We start from the raw sequence: 16,670 nt of genomic DNA on the forward strand, positions 1-16,670 counted from the left end.
TGCGAGGGGAGGGAATCGAACCCACGAACCCCTACGGGAGCGGATCTTGAGTCCGCCGCCGTTGACCGCTTGGCTACCCTCGCACGCAGCCGTTCGTACGACCGTGTCGTTTGAATAGTCTGCGATTTCTCGTGCGGCGACTCGAGCGTGCGATCGCGATCTACTAGTCCAACCGATCAGGCCGTCGATTCACCGTGCTCGAGGTCCGGTGCCGACTCCGAACCGGACTCGAGATCGAAGTCGAGGTCGTCGGCCGCGTACTGCGTTTCGCAGTTCGGGCACCGATAGCCGCCCTCGATGTGCTCGTAGAGGCGCTCTCCGCAGTTCTGACATCGCCCGTAGGGGTGGTTCATTCACCCGAGGTTACCAGTTCGATCGAAATAAACGTCAGCCTTCTCGGAGACAGGCTTTACGTACGCCGACGGCCGGGCACGCCGAACAGTATACCCGTCGCACGCACGAAGGATACTCCATGAGCGATCACACCAGCGATCCCACCGTCGCGCCGCCGCCCGACGGCACGGCGCCGACCGGCTGGCTCGCGTCCGCTGGCCGCTGGGAGCATGCGACCCTCCGGAAGGCGACGATCCACGGCGTGCGGCTGTTCAACGACGGCGCCTACCACGAGAGCCACGACTGCTTCGAACTCGAGTGGTACAACTACGGCCGCGGCAGCGAGGAGAGCGCCTTCCTCCACGGGATGGTCCAAGTCGCCGCGGGCGCGTACAAGCACGTGGATTTCGAGAACGACGACGGGATGCGCTCGCTGTTTGGAACCGCCCTCCAGTACTTCCAGGGCGTCCCCACCGACTACTACGGCGTCGACGTCCTCGAGATTCGGACGACGCTGACCAACGCCCTCGAGGACCCTACCGTCATCGACGGCTGGCGGATTCCGATCGACGGCGAGCGACCGACCGCGCGAGCGATCGATTACGAGTACATCGAGGCTCTCGAGGAGTGACAATTCCGCCCGTCCGCCCGCGAAATCGGTCGGCTGTGTGCGGGACGGTACCGTGATTTCCGCTCGTCGTACTCGTCTTCCGACCGGCAGGGAGTGTGACAGACCGAACGGCCTTTGTCCGCGTAGCCCAACTAACGGACAATGAGAGTCGCACAGATCGGGTCGGGAACGCCGGAGATCGCAGTCGTTGCGGGCGTCCACGGGGACGAACCCTGTGGCGTCCGCGCGGTCGAACGGCTGCTGGACGAGCGCCCGACCGTCGAACGGCCCGTCAAGCTCATCGTCGCCAACGAGAAAGCCTTGGAGCGGCGGGTGCGATTCGTCGACGAGGATCTCAACCGCGCGTTCCCGGGCGATCCGGACGCGAAGACCCACGAAGGACAGCTCGCCAACCGGCTCGTCGAGGAACTCGAGGGTTGTCTCACCTTCTCGATGCACTCCACACAGAGCCACGCAGAGCCGTTCGCAATCGTTAACGGCGTCAGCGAGACGGCCGAGGAAATCGTTCCGCAACTCCCGGTTACGGCGATGGTCGAGACGAGCAACTTCGCGGAGGGACGGCTCTTCTCCGAGATCGACACCATCGAGGTCGAGTGTGGGATGCAGGGGTCGGAGACGGCCGCGCAGAACGCCGACCGGTTGACGCGGGCGTTCCTCACGGCCGTCGGCGCCTTGCCCGGCGACGCGATGCGTCGCGATCTGCCGGTCTTCCGGCTCACCGACGTCATCCGCAAGCAGGAGGCCGACACCTACGAGGTGTTCGTCGACAACTTCACCGAGGTCGAGGCCGGCGAGTCGTTCGCGGCGGCCGACGGCGACGAGCAGATCGCCGACGAGTCGTTCTACCCGGTGCTCATGTCGTCGAACGGCTACCGCGACGTCTTCGGTTACGCCGCCGAAAAGCTGGACGTGCTGACGGCGCCGCCGGCAGCCGACTGAACCGATTGCACCGACGGTAGCGGCGCGTTCGAGGACCAACTGTTGTCGCACCCGCATGCTTCCTTGAGGTGAGTGTGCCGGGGGAAGGTACGGTGCTCGCAACAGTTGTGATCGCGGTGTGAGTTTTTCTCGCCGTTGTTACTGTATCCAGCCTGAACGCAGCCTGTCTCGGGGGCTCCGCTCGTAGTCATCGCTGGTAGTGCGACGGAATCCCACACTGTGGAAATACCTAACAGGACCGTTCTCGATACGTGTCGTATGGTCGACAAAGACGCCGTTCGTCGGGGCTACGACGGACTGGCGGAAACGTACGCCGCGCGGCGCGATCCCGACGACGGCGAGTGGGCGATGCTCGAGCGACTGCGGAAGCAGTTGCCGGCAGCCGCGCGGGTGCTCGACGCCGGCTGCGGGCAGGGCGATCCGATACTGCGCCGGCTGGCAGAGGCTCCCGCGATCGAAGCGACCGGCGTCGACTTCTCGCGCGAGCAACTGCGGTTCGCGCACGAAGCCGCTCCGGACGCCGCCCTCGCGCAAGGCGATATCACGTCGCTTCCAGTGGGCGACGACGCGTTCGACGCCGTGACCGCCTTTCACTCGCTGATTCACGTCCCCGAATCGGAACATCAGGCGGTCATCGACGAGTTCGCGCGCATCCTGCGTCCGGGCGGGCTGGCCCTGCTGACCGAAGGGACGAACGACTGGCACGGCAGGAACCCGGACTGGCTCGAGACCGGCGTCGAGATGCAGTGGCACATCGCCGGCGCGGACACAACGCGGGAGCAACTCCGGGCCGCCGGATTTACCGTCCGCGACGAGCGGCTGGTCGGCGACGAACTCGCCGACGAAGACGCTTCGTGGACGGTGTTTCTCGCGCAACTCGAGGCCTGAGCGGGCTGCTCGAGCGCTCGAGCCGCCGCGGGGCTTCCGGACAGTACCGTGGGCCGACGCAAGGTCTATCCCTCCGCGCCGCCATACGACGGATATGGACTTTCCACCGAACCAGGGACTCGATCAGGAGGAAGTAAACGAACACGTTGCAGAAGCCATCGAAGAAAACGAGGTCGTCCTCTTCATGAAGGGGACCGAACTCATGCCCCAGTGTGGCTACTCCCGCAAGGCGCTCGGGCTGATCGATCACCACCGCGACGAGTACGAGACGGTCGACGTCCTCGAGTCGCTCGACGAGTACCGACAGGCCCTTGCCGAACACAGCGACTGGGAGACCATCCCGCAGACGTTCGTCGACGGCGAGTTCGTGGGCGGCTCGGACATCCTCGAGGAACTCGAGGAGCGCGACGAGCTCGCAGAGACGCTCAACGCGGCCTAACAGCGCCGAATCGAGTTGTGGCTCGTTCGCCGTTCGTTTCTATCGTTCAGAGGCGAAACGAGACGAAACGGCCGGTACGAGCGCTCTACTCGGAATACCCGGTGAGCCTGTGACTTAAATTTATCCAGATACGCGGTACACGCATTTAATAGCAGATCATATAAGTCACGCACCCGTACACTGAAGCAAGCGACCGTCGCCCCACAGTCAACTTCCCACTATGTCAACAGAGGAATCCAGACACGTTTATCGGCTGCACTCGACGCTCGAACTGCCCCTCGAAGACCTGCGCGACCACCTCGAAGAGGCGAAATACCCGGACGGCATCGACGACGTCGAGCTCACGCGGCGGAACAACACGCTCATTCTCAAGGCCGTCGCGGAGGATCAGTCGGTCAGCAAGTACACGCCGACGGCCCAGCTCAAGGCCAGCGTCACCGAGAACCGCGTCTACGAGGAGGATCCCGACGAGCGCCGCCAGTCCTTTAGCTGGGACGAGGAGGAAGAGGAGGAGATCGAGTCCGAACTCGTCGAGTTCGCGGCGTTCAAAGGCGACCGCGAGACGGTACTGCAGAACTCCTTGCTGCAGTACGAGATGTTCCTCGTGCTCTGCGAGATCGCCGAAGCCGCCGAGAAGGGCACGCTGACGGCCATCTCGGAGCGTGACGGCGAACTGCAGGCGACCCGGATCGTCGACGGCGAACCGCGGCCGGCGAACATCGAAGTCGTCGAGGGGCCGCGCGACCACGGCTCCGGCGAAGGCGGTGTCAACTGGCGCGACAACAAGTTCATCAGCGACTGATAGCGCTCCGTTTTAGCGGCTATCCTTTTAGCGGCTATCCCCCACCCCCGCGGACGAGTAGGCTCGACCCCGAACGCTGGACGGAAAGAGACGAGTGACGCCGAGTATTCGAACGTTCCTACGCGTCTCCCTAATCACGGCTCTCCCGTCTAATGGTCCTGTTTACCGGCCTATACGACTACTACGGACGAAACAAGAGAACGGCGGGCAGCGAGTAACGGGGAACGCGGGAGATAACAAACCGAATCGACGGTACCAGAAACCGGAACGAATGAGTTGCACGGACATCGGCGTCCTCCTCGACGGCGAGTACCTGCCCGCGTATCAGACGGCGGCCCTCGAGAAAGTGAGCGCCGAGACGGCGGCCGACGTGTCGCTCGTCGTCGTCAACCAGGAATCCCGTTCGCTCCGGCACCGGTCGCTGCGTCGCCAGGCCCGGCGCGCCTGGAGCTGGGGGGCGTGGCTGCCCGTCTGGACGGGGACCGAACTGCTGCGATCCGTCCGGGGCCGACCCGCGTACGACGAGCCGCGGCACGTCTCGACGGTCGATGTGTTCGCCGGCGCGGACGTCGTCGGTTGCACACCGGAACGGACGGACGACCTGTGGGCGACGCTGCCGGATCCGATCGTCGACAGGCTCGCCGCCGAAACCGACGTCGTGATCCGCTTCGGCTTCGGCCTGCTCACCGGTCGGATCCTGAACGCGCCCGAGCACGGCGTCCTCTCGTTTCACTACAGCGATATTCGCGACTACCGCGGCCGAATCGGCGGCCTGTGGGAGTTCATCGGCGACGACTCGAACGCCGGCGTCACGCTTCAGCAGCTCACCGACCGCATCGACGGCGGCCGGATCGTCGCGCTCGAGCACGTTCCGATCGAAGAGACCGATACGTACCAGGACCTCAAGCACCGCCAGCGCGATCCCACCACGGGAACGGTACTGGTCGACGGCGTCCGGAACCTGAACGATCCCGAGTTCGAACCGGCCGCTCCGGACACGCTGGGGACCTACCGCACCGCACCCACGCCGCTCGAGGTCGCGCGGTACCTCCGGAAGAACAACGCGAACAAACTCAGACGGCTACTCTCCGAAGGTCGACCAGCGTCCAGCCCTCCGTGACTGTTGCCGCGGAGGCGACGGCTCGAGTCTCCGGTGTTACGCTCGTCCGAGCGATCTTTCGCGGCGGTCGCGGGGTAGTGGGTCGGACTGCAGCGGTGCCGCTCCCGATGGCGACACCGTCGGCGAATCCGCCGAGCAGTCGCCGTCGACTGAGAGCGAGCGGGCCGGGACCGTCGTACCTGCCGGCGATCCTCGGTATCGAAGATGTCTTTTCCCGTGACGGTCACGACACGATGATCGGACGCGGCCCGGCCGCTTCGAAGCGGCCGGATCAGCGGGGTAATGAGTTGCTGAGGATTCACGAGGCGCCGACGGCAGCTGCCGGGACGGCGACCGCGAGGGGTGAAACGATCCGTAGTTGCGTCCTAGCCACCCGGCGCCGTTGCGGTCGAACCGAGGTAGTCCGAGGTAGTCGCTCATTTTCGCGCGTAGCCGAACCCAACACCGACGCCCGAGTGCGAGCGCCGTCACTCGACGACGCATTACGATGGCTAAAATTCGCCGCCGCGCCCGCTACTCGCGGCCGATCCGGTCGCCATCCGGAGTAGCGCGCTGATAACGATATAGCGCGTTTTGGAAGGGACAGTTGTCATGAGCTACGAGGTGATACGACGTGCGCTGTCTCTTCTTTAACAATACGCCGGCTCACGTTCATCTGTACAAACACACCGTCGAGCGACTCGAGGCGGACGGACACGACGTGCTCGTGCTCGCGCGCGGCGACGAGTTCACCGAGTCGCTGCTCTCGTACCACGACGTGCCCTACGAGACCTACGGCGATCGGGGCGAGTCGCTGTCCTCGCTGCTGTGGGAGCTGCCGACCCACCTGTACGCGATGGGCCGCAAGGCGCGAGCGTTCGATCCGGACGTCATCTTCGGCATCGGCCCCTACGCGGCCTATACGGGCACGATCACGGAGACCCCGGCGATCGCCGTCCTCGATTCGGAGCCGTCGCTGGACCACGTCGTTTCCCGCCCCTTCGTGCAGGCGTTCCTGACGCCGGAGGCCTTCCAGAAGGACCTCGGCGCGAAACACTACCGGTTCGAGGGGTTCAAGGAATCGGCCTATCTCCACCCCGACGTCTTCGAGCCGGACGAGTCGGTCCGCGACGATCTGGGCGTCGGTTCCGACGAACCGTACGCGATCGTCCGACTCAACGCCTTCAACGGCCACCACGACGTCGGCCGCGAGGGCTTCTCGCTCGAGCAGCGCCGGCGGCTGATCGAGACGCTTTCCGAGCACGCGACCATCTTCGTCTCCGACGAGGGCGGCGATCTCGACTTCGCGAATCTCGACGCGCAGCCGTACGATCTCCACCCGGCGCGGATCCACGATGCGCTCGCGGAGGCCGACCTGCTTGTCGCGGACACGCAGACGATGGTCACCGAGGCCGCGCTGCTGGGCACGCCGGCGATCCGCTCGAACTCCTTCGTCGGCGAGGACGACATGGGCAACTTCCTCGAGCTCGAGGACGCGGGGCTCGTCGAGAACCTCGCGGAGTTCGAGGCGGTGCTCGAGCGCGCGGCGGAACTGCTCGCGGACGAATCGGCACCCGAACGGTGGGAGCGGCGGCGGGACGACTACGTCGAAGATATGGTCAATCTCACGGAGGTTCTCTCGAACATCGCACTGGCGTACAGCGAGACGAGCACCGATCCGGTTCCGGTCGACGTGACCGGGCCAAGCGCAGGAACAGGGACAGGCCGCGGCGAGGGGGTGAACTGATCGATGCGCGTCTGTTCGGTCGTCGGCGCGCGCCCGCAGTTCGTCAAGGCCGCGGTCGTCTCCCGGAAAATCCGCGACGTCGGCGAGGAGGTGCTGGTCCACACCGGCCAGCACTACGACGAGGAGATGTCCGACGTCTTCTTCGAGGAACTGGACATCCCCGAACCCGAGTACAACCTCGGCGTCCAGTCCGACACGCACGGCCGCCAGACCGCCCGGATGATCGCCGAACTCGAACCGGTCGTCGAGGCGGAAGACCCCGACGTGATGCTGCTGTACGGGGACACGAACTCGACGCTGGCCGGCGCGATCGTCGGCTCGAAGCGCGATATGGCCGTCGCCCACGTCGAGGCCGGGCTGCGCAGCGGCAACCGCGAGATGCCCGAGGAGATCAATCGCATCCTCACGGACCACGCCTCGGATCTGTGTTTCGCGCCCAGCCAGGCCGCGGTCGACAACCTCGCGGCCGAGGGAATCGTCGACGGCGTCCACTGGACCGGCGACGTGATGTACGACGCCGTCCTCGCGGCCCGCGACCGCGCACGCGAGAACTCGACGATCCTCGCGGACCTCGGCCTCGAACCCGACGAGTTCGTCCTGACGACGGTCCACCGCGCGAGCAACACCGACGAGCGCGAGAATCTCGAGGCGATCTTGGACGGCCTCGCGGACGCGCCGCTGCCGGTCGTCTTCCCCGCGCACCCGCGGACGGTGAACCGGCTGCAGGAGTACGACCTCTGGGAGCGCGCCAACGAGGCCCTCGAGATCATCGAGCCGCTGGGCTACCTCGATTTCGTCCGGCTGCTCGATACGGCCGAGCGGGTCGCCACCGACTCCGGCGGCGTCCAGAAGGAGGCGTTCTTCCTCGGCACCCGCTGCGTAACGATGCGCGAGGAGACCGAGTGGACCGAAACCGTCGACTGCGGCTGGAACCAACTCGTCGGCCCGAACGCGGACCTGATCCGCGAAGGACTGACGACCGACTGGGAGCCCGAATCGAACCCGCAGCCCTACGGCGACGGCTCCGCCAGCCGACGAATCGTCGGACTGCTGCAGGAGGAACTCGAGACGATGCCGGATCGGCGGATCGAAGCGCCGCCGCTCGACTAGCGGCCGTCGTTGCGGTATGACGTCCGAAATGCCGTGCCGACGTTTCGGAACGGCCGAGTATTGCCGCTGCTATCGCGCCTTCGATTGACTGTCGACTCCGCGAAGCCGGTGCCGACCGGCCGTCCGAGCGTCGATTGCCGCCCAGATCGACATCGAGAGCGGCCCGTCGCGTACTCGCAGCTTCCGTCAGGCGTTTCCGGTCCCAAAAAGTGTTTAACCCTGCTAATTATATCTAATTACACGAAATGACGGAGAACTTCCCCGACTACGTCGACGTCGACTACGACGACGGCGACGGCGAAGATCCCGAGGACTACCCGCACATCCAGGACAAGATCGAGAAGGCCATCGAGGTCACCCGCGAGGGCCTCGAGGCGTACGAGAACCCGGCCGTGATGTGGACCGGCGGCAAGGACTCGACGCTCACGCTGTACTTCATCAAGGAGGTCGCCGACCGCTTCGACCTCGAAGTACCGCCCGCGGTCTTCATCGACCACTACCAGCACTTCGACGAGATCCACGACTTCGTCGACCACTGGGCCGACGAGTGGGACCTCGAGGTCATCTACGCGCGCAACGAGGACGTCGGCGAGTACGTCGACGAGCACGGCCTCGACCCCGGCGACGACATCGAGATCTCCGAACTGTCGGAGCACAACCAGCACCACGTCCGCGAGATCCTCGAGTACGAGGAGGACACCTTCCCGTTCCTGCTGGACACCTACGTCGGCAACCACCTGCTGAAGACGGTCGCGCTCAACGACGCGCTCGAGGAGTACGACATCGACGGCGTCATCTCCGGCGTCCGCTGGGACGAGCAGGAGGCCCGCGCCGACGAGACGTTCTTCTCGCCGCGCCACGATCCGGACATCTACCCGCCCCACGACCGCATCCAGCCCATCCTGCAGTTCGACGAGGCCGCGGTGTGGGACGCCTTCTGGAACTTCGTCGTCCCGGACACCGTCGACGAGTTCCCCGAGGAGGGCTACGTCCCGCAGGCCGACGACGACCTGCCGGAGGGCGTCACGCAGGCGGACATCCCGATCTCGCCCAAGTACTTCGCCGGCTTCCGCTCGCTGGGCAGCGAGGTCTCGACCGAAAAAAGCGACGAGGATCCCGCCTGGCTGCAGGACCTCGAAGGAACGACCGAGCGCGCGGGCCGCGCCCAGGACAAGGAGGACCTGATGGAGCGCCTGCGCGACCTCGGCTACATGTAAGTCGCGTCGGTTCGCTCACCGCTTCGCGTTTCGCGTTTCCGTTTCCGTTTCCGTTTTTGCGACGACCCGCACTCGAGTAGTGGCGACGATGCTGAGCGGCTAGTCATCGCCCAATCTCGAGTAGGAATCAGGCTAACTACGGCGGCAACGCAGTCAGGGACTCGCCCGATACTGGCCGTGGAGGAGACCGATGCCGAACATAATCAACCCGAAGACGATCATCGACGGCGCGACCATCATCAGGACGGTGTCCGTCGTCATCATCGGCGCGGCGATGAGGCCGCCGACGCCGAGTGCGATCACTGCGATGAACGCGGCCGCGGTCGTGGGAAGATCGAATTCCATACGTGAGCGTTGGGAAGCGACCGCCTAATGGTAACGGAATCCGGAAATCAGTTCAGCGAGCCGATTCCTGATCGCGAGTCAATCCGATCGCGAGGCGAGAATCCCGTGACTGTCGCGAAAACGTGGTGCTGAGTCCGTCGCAGCGCTCAGTTCGACGGCCGAACCAGATTCGCCAACGCGACGACGATCCCGAAGAACCAGCCCAGCGGGAAGGAGAGACCGAACCACATTCCCGCGTAGGCGGCGCCCTCGAGGCTGTAGTTCGCCCAGAGGTACTCGTTGATGCCGCCGATCGACAGCGGGTTCTCGAGCAACCAGGCCGCGAACGCGTAGCTCGGCTCGAGGACGTACGGCTCGAGCGCGGGCGTCACGAGGGCGGCGACGACCGGGGGCAGGAACAGCGCCGTCATCGCGAAGGGATAGGCGAGGACGACGGTCGTGACGCGGCCGCCGAACTTGGCACAGGACGCGGCGAGTGCAGTCGCCAGCGTCGCGACGCCGCTGGCTGCGGCGACGGCGAGCACCGAGTTGAGCGGGATATCGACCTGTTCCATATACGACATCGCGCCCCAGGCGAGCGTCAGCGCGCCCCAGCCGACCAGCGCGAGGGCGGTAACGCCGACGATGCCGAGTCGGGTGCGGGTCGAGTCGAGTTTCGCCGCGTAGTAGCGGGTCGCGAGACCGACGACTGTGAGCGGATAGAGGAGGAGCAAACCGATCGTTCCGAGGACGCTCCAGCCGTGGTAGCCGATCTTCTGCGGGAGCGTTTCGGGCTCCCACTTGCCCATGACGGAGTGGCCGCGGCCGCGCTGCCTGGGGAAGACGATTTCCATCCAGGCACCGTGTAACCGCTGTAAGTCGGTCTTCACCGCGCCGACGATCCCACCACCGCCACGACTCCGTGTGCGGGTGGACATACCCGATCCAAACTGCCGGCGTACCGTAAGCTTTCCTTCTCTTTCAGGATTCGTTACAGGTTAGCGATCGGAGTCGACATCGCCGGTTTCCGAGCCAGGACGGGCGAGGGGTTCGATTCGCGGCGGTGCGAACCGGTCAGTTCCACGGAGCGAATCCGGGATCGATCGTGCGGTTCGTCTCCGCAATGGCGTCGATCGCGTCGACGTCTTCTCGAGCCAACTCGAGGGTCAGCGACTCGAAGTTATCCCGAATGTGCTCCGCGCCGGTCGCCTTCGGAATCGCCGTTATCCCCTTCTCGCGCAGCCAGGCGAGGCTGACCTGCGCCTCGGTGACGTCGTATTCGTCCGCGATCTCCCGAATCTCGGGCCGGTCGAAGATCCCGCCGCGCGCGAGCGGACTGTACGCGACGACCTCGACGTCGTAGTGCTCGCAGGCTTCCCGGATCTCTTTCTGGGGTAACAGCGGATGGCACTCGATCTGATTCGCGAGGATCGGCGCGTCGCAGACGTCGACCGCGACCTCGAGTTGTTCGGGTTCGAAGTTGCTGACGCCGACGTGCTCGATCAGCCCCTCGTCGTACAGTTCCGAAAACGCGGCCAGCGTCTCCTCGGGGTCGTACGTCTTGGCCGGCCAGTGGACGTACAGCAGGTCGACCGTCTCGACGCCAAGGCGGTCGAGGCTCGCGCGGGTCGTCTCGAGGACGTCGTCGTGTGCGAGGTTCGACGTCGAGACCTTGGTTGCGAGGAAGAGTTCCTCGCGGTCGACGTCTGCTCGGGCGATTCCCTCGCCGACGGCGGCCTCGTTGTCGTAGCCCTGTGCGGTATCGATGTGGCGGTAGCCCGTCTCGAGCGCCGTGCGGACGCTCTCGGCGCACTGATCGCCCGTGTTTTGCCACGTCCCGAGGCCGAGCATCGGGATCCCGCTGGCGGTCGGACACAGTTCCGGATCGATCGCGTCGGCGTCGTCGACTCCCATAGGCGACGGACAACCGGCACGCGAAAAGTGGTTAGGGTACCGGTGACTCGAGGCTGACATCTGCTCGAGCGCGGGCCGTCAGGATGTCGTACAATAGCTGAGAAGCAGCTTGACGGCCGTCGCGACCTGCCGCTGGATTCCGGTTTACTGAACGGAAATCGCGTAGTAATCGGTGTACTTCACGAGGTCACAATCGCGAAAGTCCGCTGCAGCCGCCCCGTCCACTGTGACGGTCCCGTCGTTCGCGAGCGCTGGAAGCGTCGCCTTTGCCGGTTCGTCGAGTTCGTCGTAGTGACAGACCCGCGATTCCGCAGGTACTTCCTCGATCCGCTCGAGCGTAACTTTCTGTCCCATGGTATCGTACATCATACGATGGATTCGGATAACTTCAAACTTTCTCCGGTCTAAGTCCACTCAGATCAATCTGAAGTCGATATACCGGGCAAAGATTAGACATACGTCTTCTTCAACCGGTAACCGGATATTCTGCCTACTGTCCTCGGCTGTTTCGTCATAGAAAACCACGTTCGCAGTCTTTCACCACTCATTCGGCTTACTAATACCTGCGTTCGTTCCGAAAGTTATTAACGGGCGAATGTGGCCCTACGTAGCAATGGCACGGACACTCGAGACGGAGCCGGACCGGGTATACGAACGGATCGTGACCGAGGTCGCGGCGATAGACGGGACGGATCCGATGGAGCTCCCGCCGTTGTTCAACGCGGTCGATCCCGATGCTCTGCTGTCCGTTTTCTCGGCTACCGAATCCGGCGTTTCACGATCGGGCCGCGTCGAGTTTCCGTACGCCGGCTACGAGATTACGATCACGTTCGACGACGATCCGGAACTGCGGATCGAACGTGCGTAACTGCGCGTCGCTGCATTCGTTCGACTCGAGAACCGTCGATCCGCATCGGCGATCCGTGAACCCGAACCGCCGCGAGACGGAAGCGATCCTTAGTGGTCGATACCCGGCCGTTGGAACGTCGTTTCGTCGTCCGTCGGATCCGCGAGCGCGCGCTTGATCTCCGGTGCAGCGAGGATTTCGTTCCGATCGTCGTCGGACGGCCGTCTGAAGTAGTAGGTGTCCGCACAGCCGGCGACCATCTCGGAGAGGGCTCGGTCGTCGGTGTGCACGACGGACACGAGATCGCCGGTCACCGCCACTAATACTGCGTCCTCGGGTTTGTGCAGTTCGTCCCGCAGTTGCTCGACGGTACAGTCGTCGGGCAGTTGCAGATAAACACCGTCGACGGTTGCCCATCGCGTCTCCATACCGCTCCGTTGGGAGGGGAGACCCTATACCATTGTGCCCGCAACGACAGGTTGGCGCCTGCAACCCTGCCGTATTTCTCCCGTCCGGGGCGGGAAGCACTCGTGCCGAACGGGCCCGTCTTATCGTCGATCGCTACGACCGGCACCGACCGGTCCGGAAACGCTTAGGGCGGTCAGGTCGCTACCTCGAGTGTGAGCGAGAATCGCGTCGTTCAGGGGCGTATGGTGACGGCCGAAAAACTCGCCGAACTGGTCGAGGGCGGCTCCGTGATGGAAGTCGACTCGATCGAGGAGGCCGACAGGGAGTGTCCGGACTGCGGCGGTAACGTCCTCAAAGTCACGTACATGCCGTCGGTGACGGAGCTCGTGACCGGCTGGAAGTGCCAGGACTGCGACTGGAGCGAGGCCGACCGCGACTGATCGCTTCGGCCGGGACCGCGCCCCTTCGTTCGGACGGGAACTACCCCTTGTTTAGCGGCTGCGCTACGTGCAGTCACCAGACCGCCCACTCGAGGGCGATCACGAGCGCGGCCAGAAAGACGTGCTCGCCGTCGACGACGAACCCGTAGAACAGCGGGCCGCGATCCTCGGTCGAGAACGGGATGTAACAGGCCACGTAGGCGTTCATCGCGAGGACGACGAGGAACTGGCTCGAGAGCGAGGTGAGCGCGACGACGGCGACGACCGCCGCGGCGACCGCCACGTTTGCGGCCTGGCAGACGCGTCGGGTCGTCGCCGGCCCGTACCGGTTCGGCACCGTCGCGATCCCTTCTTCGCGGTCGCCCTCGATGTCCTTCACGTCGAAGATCACGGCGGCGATGGTGATCATGGCGGTGATGTAGCCGGCGACGAACAGGATCGCGAGCGACTGAAACTGTCCGTAGTAGTAGCCGACCCCGAGCGGGATGATCCCCCACGCGAAGCCCACGAACAGGTTTTTCACCAGAAACACGCGCTTGACCCCGGCCAACGAGTAGAGGACGGCGACCGCGACCGGCAGGAGCATGAACCCCGCGCCCGGCAACTCCAGCGCGACCGCAACCCCGATCGCCGCGAGGTAGAGTCCGCCGCCGAGCGCGAGCCAGAAGCGGCCGTAGCGCTTGACGAACGCGGCTCGTCGCGGGACGTTCTGCTCGTCCTCCTCGAGGTCGAGGAACCGGTTAATCGTGTAGATGAACAGCGTCGCCGCGAAGACGATGAAGATCGGCAGCGGTTCGACCGGCAGGTCCGCGAGGAGAATCGTCGTCGTCGCCACGCCGACGGTCGCCAGCGAGATAAAGAGGTTGCTGTGAACCAGAAACCGGAGGGCGCCCTCGAGCGACGACGCCCACCGCCGGACGCGACGCGTGCGAGTCGGGGTCGTCACCGGGGGTCGACCTCCGGCGTGGATCGGGTGACGTGTCTGGCGTGTCCCATGTGTGATCTCGATCGGCGTGACGTTCCTGATCCCGGCCCGATTGCGCGCTCGGTCGCGGTTCCAGTCTCGGTGTCGCTTTGCTATTGGGACTCGCGCGAGTCAAACGCTGCGGTTGGGGCGACGCGTTCATCGTTGAGTGCGGCGCCGCAGCCGGAGGCGACGGTGGTCACCGACGAATCCGAACCGTACGCGGCCCGAGAAAAATTGACGAACGTCGCGGGGATCACGGTATCGATCCACGAAACATCCACGACTGTGTTCGTTTCTCCCACACGTGGTTTAGATGCGGAACAAATGGCGGGTTATGAGTACGAGTATATAGCCGCTCGAGCGGCGGAGTTCCATACCCGTCGATGGATTCCCGTCGCGAGTGGAAACTGGCAGGATTTAAGCGGGGTCGGAACGCGGGTTCGAATGCCTATGAAGCTACACGAGTACCAGGCGAAGGACGTCTTCGCCGACGCCGGCATTCCGACGCCGGCATCCCAACTCGCCTCCGATGTCGACGGCGTCGTCGCCGCGGCCGAGGAGATCGGGTATCCAGTCGCAGTCAAGGCGCAGGTACAGGTCGGCGGCCGCGGGAAGGCCGGCGGTATTAAACTCGCCGAGGACGAGGACGAGGCTCGCGAGGCAGCCGAGTCCATCCTCGGCATGGACCTGAAGGGTTACCACGTGGATCAGGTCCTGGTCGAGGAAGCGGTCGACTTCGTGAACGAACTCTACGTCGGCATCACGATGGACCGCGGCGAGGGCAAGCCCGTCGCCATGGTCTCGACCAAGGGTGGGGTCAACATCGAGGAAGTCGCCGAGGAGGACCCCGAAGCCATCGCGCGGGAGCACATCGACCCCTCCTTCGGCATGCACCCGTACCAGGCTCGAAAGGCCGTCTACGACGCGGGCGTCGACCAGTCGGTCGCGCGCGACGTCTCGAGCGTCCTCACGACGCTCTACCAGCTCTGGGACGAGAAGGACGGCGCCGACGCCGAGATCAACCCGCTGATGGTCACCAGCGACGACGAGGTCATCGCGGCCGACGCCGTGATGAACATCGACGAGGACGCCCTGTTCCGCCAGCCCGAACTGGCCGAGATGGAAGAGGAGGCGTCCTCGGGCGACGAACTCGAGCAGAAGGCCGACGAGTACGACTTCGACTACGTCCGCCTCTCGGGCAACGTCGGCATCATCGGCAACGGTGCGGGCCTCGTGATGACGACGCTGGACCTCGTCGACCACTACGGCGGCGAGCCCGCCAACTTCCTGGACGTCGGCGGTGGCGCGAAGGCCCAGCGCATCGCCAACGCCCTGGACATGGTCTTCTCGGACGACAACGTCGATTCCGTCGTCTTCAACATCTTCGGCGGGATCACCCGCGGCGACGAGGTCGCCCGGGGGATCAACGAGGCGCTCGAACAGTTCGACGAAATCCCCAAGCCGGTCGTCGTCCGTCTGGCCGGCACCAACTGGGAGGAAGGTATGGAGATTCTCAATGAAGACCTCGTGACGGTCGAACAGACCCTCGAGGACGCGGTTCAGCGTGCCGTCGAATACGCTGACGAGGTGGAAGCATGAGTGTACTAGTCGACGACGACACGCGCGTCGTGGTACAGGGCATCACGGGCGGGGAAGGCAAGTTCCACGCCAAGCAGATGATGGAGTACGGCACCAACGTCGTCGCCGGCGCGGTCCCCGGCAAGGGCGGCCAGGAGGTCGAGGGCGTCCCCGTCTACGACACGGTCCACGAGGCCGTCGAGGAGGAGAACGCCGACACCTCGGTCATCTTCGTCCCGCCGGCGTTCGCGGGCGACGCCATCTTCGAGGCGCTGGACACGGACCTCGATCTGGCGGTCGCCATCACGGAGGGCATCCCGACTCAGGACATGGCCCGGGTCAACAAGCGCCTCTCCGAGACCGATACTCGACTCATCGGCCCGAACTGTCCCGGTCTCATCACGCCCGGCGAGGCCAAACTCGGCATCCTCCCCGGCAACATCTTCTCCGAGGGGAAGGTCGGTCTGGTCTCCCGCTCGGGCACGCTGACCTACCAGGTCGTCGACAACCTGACGAACCGCGGCATGGGCCAGAGCACCGCGATCGGTATCGGCGGCGACCCGATCATCGGTACCGACTTCGTCGACGCCCTCGAGCTGTTCGAGAACGACCCCGAAACCGAAGCCATCGTCATGTGCGGTGAGATCGGCGGCGAAGACGAGGAGGAGGCCGCCGCCTACATCGACGAGCACGTCGATACGCCGGTCGCCGGCTTCATCGCCGGCCGCACGGCCCCGCCGGGCAAGCGCATGGGTCACGCCGGCGCGATCGTCTCCGGCTCCGGTACCGGCACCGCCGAGAGCAAGATCTCGGCGCTCAACGACGCCGGCGTCCCCGTCGGCGACACGCCCGAGGAAGTCGCCGACCACATCGAAGAGTTCCTCGCCTGATCGCGCGGCCCGCTCGCCGCGTTCCGTTCTCGGTCGCTTCTCTCGTCTGCGGTCCACGAATTCGAGTGCTCCTCGAGGAGCGTCGCGTATCCGCCGG

General features: G+C 64.8%; 20 protein-coding genes and 1 tRNA gene. 13 read left to right on the forward strand and 8 right to left on the reverse strand.

Going from position 1 to position 16,670, the window contains the following annotated elements:
- Both ATJ93_RS07925 and ATJ93_RS23575 read right to left on the reverse strand, forming a co-directional pair.
- Window positions 1-83: transfer RNA gene (locus ATJ93_RS07925), tRNA-Leu, on the reverse strand.
- 93 nt (window positions 84-176) lie between these two features.
- The gene (locus ATJ93_RS23575) at window positions 177-353 is read right to left on the reverse strand and encodes a hypothetical protein (RefSeq protein ID WP_170155539.1); all 177 of its coding nucleotides are present in this window, start codon (window positions 351-353) and stop codon (window positions 177-179) included.
- Between the two features lie 119 nt (window positions 354-472).
- Here ATJ93_RS23575 and ATJ93_RS07930 point away from each other — a divergent pair, with 119 nt between their 5' ends.
- From ATJ93_RS07930 to ATJ93_RS07970, 9 genes are all read left to right on the forward strand, one after another.
- The gene (locus ATJ93_RS07930; RefSeq protein WP_120244139.1) at window positions 473-964 is read left to right on the forward strand and encodes a DUF309 domain-containing protein; all 492 of its coding nucleotides are present in this window, start codon (window positions 473-475) and stop codon (window positions 962-964) included.
- Between the two features lie 141 nt (window positions 965-1,105).
- Window positions 1,106-1,903, forward strand: coding sequence for a M14 family metallopeptidase (locus ATJ93_RS07935; protein WP_120244140.1), 798 nt, complete (start codon window positions 1,106-1,108; stop codon window positions 1,901-1,903).
- Between the two features lie 258 nt (window positions 1,904-2,161).
- The gene (locus tag ATJ93_RS07940; RefSeq protein ID WP_120244141.1) at window positions 2,162-2,791 is read left to right on the forward strand and encodes a class I SAM-dependent methyltransferase; all 630 of its coding nucleotides are present in this window, start codon (window positions 2,162-2,164) and stop codon (window positions 2,789-2,791) included.
- Window positions 2,792-2,885: 94 nt separating this feature from the next.
- Window positions 2,886-3,230 (forward strand): glutaredoxin family protein, encoded by a 345-nt coding sequence (locus ATJ93_RS07945; protein WP_120244142.1) that lies wholly within the window; start codon window positions 2,886-2,888, stop codon window positions 3,228-3,230.
- 220 nt (window positions 3,231-3,450) lie between these two features.
- The gene (locus ATJ93_RS07950; protein ID WP_120244143.1) at window positions 3,451-4,032 is read left to right on the forward strand and encodes a DUF7110 family protein; all 582 of its coding nucleotides are present in this window, start codon (window positions 3,451-3,453) and stop codon (window positions 4,030-4,032) included.
- 271 nt (window positions 4,033-4,303) lie between these two features.
- Window positions 4,304-5,152 carry a formyltransferase family protein gene (locus tag ATJ93_RS07955; protein WP_120244144.1) on the forward strand — a complete coding sequence of 283 codons (849 nt, stop codon included), beginning with the start codon at window positions 4,304-4,306 and terminating at the stop codon, window positions 5,150-5,152.
- Window positions 5,153-5,765: 613 nt separating this feature from the next.
- On the forward strand, window positions 5,766-6,878 hold the full coding sequence (locus tag ATJ93_RS07960; RefSeq protein WP_120244145.1) for a DUF354 domain-containing protein: 1,113 nt from the start codon (window positions 5,766-5,768) through the stop codon (window positions 6,876-6,878).
- A gap of 3 nt (window positions 6,879-6,881) precedes the next feature.
- Complete coding sequence (wecB, locus tag ATJ93_RS07965) at window positions 6,882-7,988, forward strand: non-hydrolyzing UDP-N-acetylglucosamine 2-epimerase (RefSeq protein ID WP_120244146.1); 1,107 nt, start codon at window positions 6,882-6,884, stop codon at window positions 7,986-7,988.
- A 245-nt stretch (window positions 7,989-8,233) separates the two neighbouring features.
- Window positions 8,234-9,205, forward strand: a complete 972-nt coding sequence (locus ATJ93_RS07970) for a phosphoadenosine phosphosulfate reductase family protein (RefSeq protein WP_120244147.1) — start codon at window positions 8,234-8,236, stop codon at window positions 9,203-9,205.
- A gap of 153 nt (window positions 9,206-9,358) precedes the next feature.
- On the opposite strand, the gene ATJ93_RS07975 is transcribed toward ATJ93_RS07970, so the two are convergent.
- The 4 genes from ATJ93_RS07975 to ATJ93_RS07990 form a co-directional block, all read right to left on the reverse strand.
- Complete coding sequence (locus tag ATJ93_RS07975; RefSeq protein WP_013878424.1) at window positions 9,359-9,550, reverse strand: DUF7333 family protein; 192 nt, start codon at window positions 9,548-9,550, stop codon at window positions 9,359-9,361.
- A 146-nt stretch (window positions 9,551-9,696) separates the two neighbouring features.
- The gene (locus ATJ93_RS07980; protein ID WP_120244148.1) at window positions 9,697-10,467 is read right to left on the reverse strand and encodes a hypothetical protein; all 771 of its coding nucleotides are present in this window, start codon (window positions 10,465-10,467) and stop codon (window positions 9,697-9,699) included.
- Window positions 10,468-10,603: 136 nt separating this feature from the next.
- A complete protein-coding gene (locus ATJ93_RS07985) occupies window positions 10,604-11,443 on the reverse strand; it encodes an aldo/keto reductase (protein WP_120244149.1) in 840 nt (279 codons plus the stop codon).
- A 144-nt stretch (window positions 11,444-11,587) separates the two neighbouring features.
- Window positions 11,588-11,797: a hypothetical protein gene (locus tag ATJ93_RS07990; protein ID WP_120245216.1), complete on the reverse strand. Its 210-nt coding sequence runs from the start codon at window positions 11,795-11,797 to the stop codon at window positions 11,588-11,590.
- A gap of 259 nt (window positions 11,798-12,056) precedes the next feature.
- On the opposite strand from ATJ93_RS07990, the gene ATJ93_RS07995 reads away from it, so the two are divergent.
- On the forward strand, window positions 12,057-12,311 hold the full coding sequence (locus ATJ93_RS07995; RefSeq protein WP_120244150.1) for a HalOD1 output domain-containing protein: 255 nt from the start codon (window positions 12,057-12,059) through the stop codon (window positions 12,309-12,311).
- Between the two features lie 89 nt (window positions 12,312-12,400).
- Here ATJ93_RS07995 and ATJ93_RS08000 read toward each other — a convergent pair whose 3' ends face one another.
- Entirely contained in the window at window positions 12,401-12,718 is a 318-nt protein-coding gene (locus tag ATJ93_RS08000) for a hypothetical protein (RefSeq protein WP_120244151.1), read from the reverse strand.
- Window positions 12,719-12,910: 192 nt separating this feature from the next.
- Here ATJ93_RS08000 and ATJ93_RS08005 point away from each other — a divergent pair, with 192 nt between their 5' ends.
- The gene (locus tag ATJ93_RS08005; protein ID WP_120244152.1) at window positions 12,911-13,138 is read left to right on the forward strand and encodes a DUF5795 family protein; all 228 of its coding nucleotides are present in this window, start codon (window positions 12,911-12,913) and stop codon (window positions 13,136-13,138) included.
- A 73-nt stretch (window positions 13,139-13,211) separates the two neighbouring features.
- Here the strand turns inward: ATJ93_RS08005 and ATJ93_RS08010 are convergent, their stop codons facing one another.
- Window positions 13,212-14,084 carry a UbiA family prenyltransferase gene (locus tag ATJ93_RS08010; RefSeq protein ID WP_120244153.1) on the reverse strand — a complete coding sequence of 291 codons (873 nt, stop codon included), beginning with the start codon at window positions 14,082-14,084 and terminating at the stop codon, window positions 13,212-13,214.
- 471 nt (window positions 14,085-14,555) lie between these two features.
- On the opposite strand from ATJ93_RS08010, the gene sucC reads away from it, so the two are divergent.
- Both sucC and sucD read left to right on the forward strand, forming a co-directional pair.
- Complete coding sequence (gene sucC, locus ATJ93_RS08015; RefSeq protein ID WP_120244154.1) at window positions 14,556-15,704, forward strand: ADP-forming succinate--CoA ligase subunit beta; 1,149 nt, start codon at window positions 14,556-14,558, stop codon at window positions 15,702-15,704.
- The gene (sucD, locus tag ATJ93_RS08020) at window positions 15,701-16,573 is read left to right on the forward strand and encodes a succinate--CoA ligase subunit alpha (RefSeq protein ID WP_120244155.1); all 873 of its coding nucleotides are present in this window, start codon (window positions 15,701-15,703) and stop codon (window positions 16,571-16,573) included. Before sucC ends, sucD begins: the two co-directional genes overlap by 4 nt.
- The last annotated feature ends 97 nt before the right edge of the window (window positions 16,574-16,670 follow it).

The sequence above is a fragment of the Halopiger aswanensis genome (genome assembly GCF_003610195.1).
GTDB classification, from domain to species: Archaea; Halobacteriota; Halobacteria; order Halobacteriales; family Natrialbaceae; genus Halopiger; species Halopiger aswanensis.

Excerpts from the sequence above, each read along its gene's own strand:
- ATJ93_RS07980 (WP_120244148.1), bottom strand. The coding sequence starts at position 10,467 with ATGTCCACCCGCACACGGAGTCGTGGCGGTGGTGGGATCGTCGGCGCG.
- ATJ93_RS07955 (WP_120244144.1), top strand. The coding sequence starts at position 4,304 with ATGAGTTGCACGGACATCGGCGTCCTCCTCGACGGCGAGTACCTGCCC.
- ATJ93_RS07995 (WP_120244150.1), top strand. The coding sequence starts at position 12,057 with ATGGCACGGACACTCGAGACGGAGCCGGACCGGGTATACGAACGGATC.
- ATJ93_RS23575 (WP_170155539.1), bottom strand. The coding sequence starts at position 353 with ATGAACCACCCCTACGGGCGATGTCAGAACTGCGGAGAGCGCCTCTAC.
- ATJ93_RS07945 (WP_120244142.1), top strand. The coding sequence starts at position 2,886 with ATGGACTTTCCACCGAACCAGGGACTCGATCAGGAGGAAGTAAACGAA.
- ATJ93_RS07930 (WP_120244139.1), top strand. The coding sequence starts at position 473 with ATGAGCGATCACACCAGCGATCCCACCGTCGCGCCGCCGCCCGACGGC.
- ATJ93_RS07950 (WP_120244143.1), top strand. The coding sequence starts at position 3,451 with ATGTCAACAGAGGAATCCAGACACGTTTATCGGCTGCACTCGACGCTC.
- sucC (WP_120244154.1), top strand. The coding sequence starts at position 14,556 with ATGAAGCTACACGAGTACCAGGCGAAGGACGTCTTCGCCGACGCCGGC.
- ATJ93_RS07990 (WP_120245216.1), bottom strand. The coding sequence starts at position 11,797 with ATGGGACAGAAAGTTACGCTCGAGCGGATCGAGGAAGTACCTGCGGAA.
- ATJ93_RS07940 (WP_120244141.1), top strand. The coding sequence starts at position 2,162 with ATGGTCGACAAAGACGCCGTTCGTCGGGGCTACGACGGACTGGCGGAA.
- ATJ93_RS07975 (WP_013878424.1), bottom strand. The coding sequence starts at position 9,550 with ATGGAATTCGATCTTCCCACGACCGCGGCCGCGTTCATCGCAGTGATC.
- ATJ93_RS07985 (WP_120244149.1), bottom strand. The coding sequence starts at position 11,443 with ATGGGAGTCGACGACGCCGACGCGATCGATCCGGAACTGTGTCCGACC.
- ATJ93_RS07935 (WP_120244140.1), top strand. The coding sequence starts at position 1,106 with ATGAGAGTCGCACAGATCGGGTCGGGAACGCCGGAGATCGCAGTCGTT.
- sucD (WP_120244155.1), top strand. The coding sequence starts at position 15,701 with ATGAGTGTACTAGTCGACGACGACACGCGCGTCGTGGTACAGGGCATC.
- ATJ93_RS07970 (WP_120244147.1), top strand. The coding sequence starts at position 8,234 with ATGACGGAGAACTTCCCCGACTACGTCGACGTCGACTACGACGACGGC.
- wecB (WP_120244146.1), top strand. The coding sequence starts at position 6,882 with ATGCGCGTCTGTTCGGTCGTCGGCGCGCGCCCGCAGTTCGTCAAGGCC.
- ATJ93_RS08000 (WP_120244151.1), bottom strand. The coding sequence starts at position 12,718 with ATGGAGACGCGATGGGCAACCGTCGACGGTGTTTATCTGCAACTGCCC.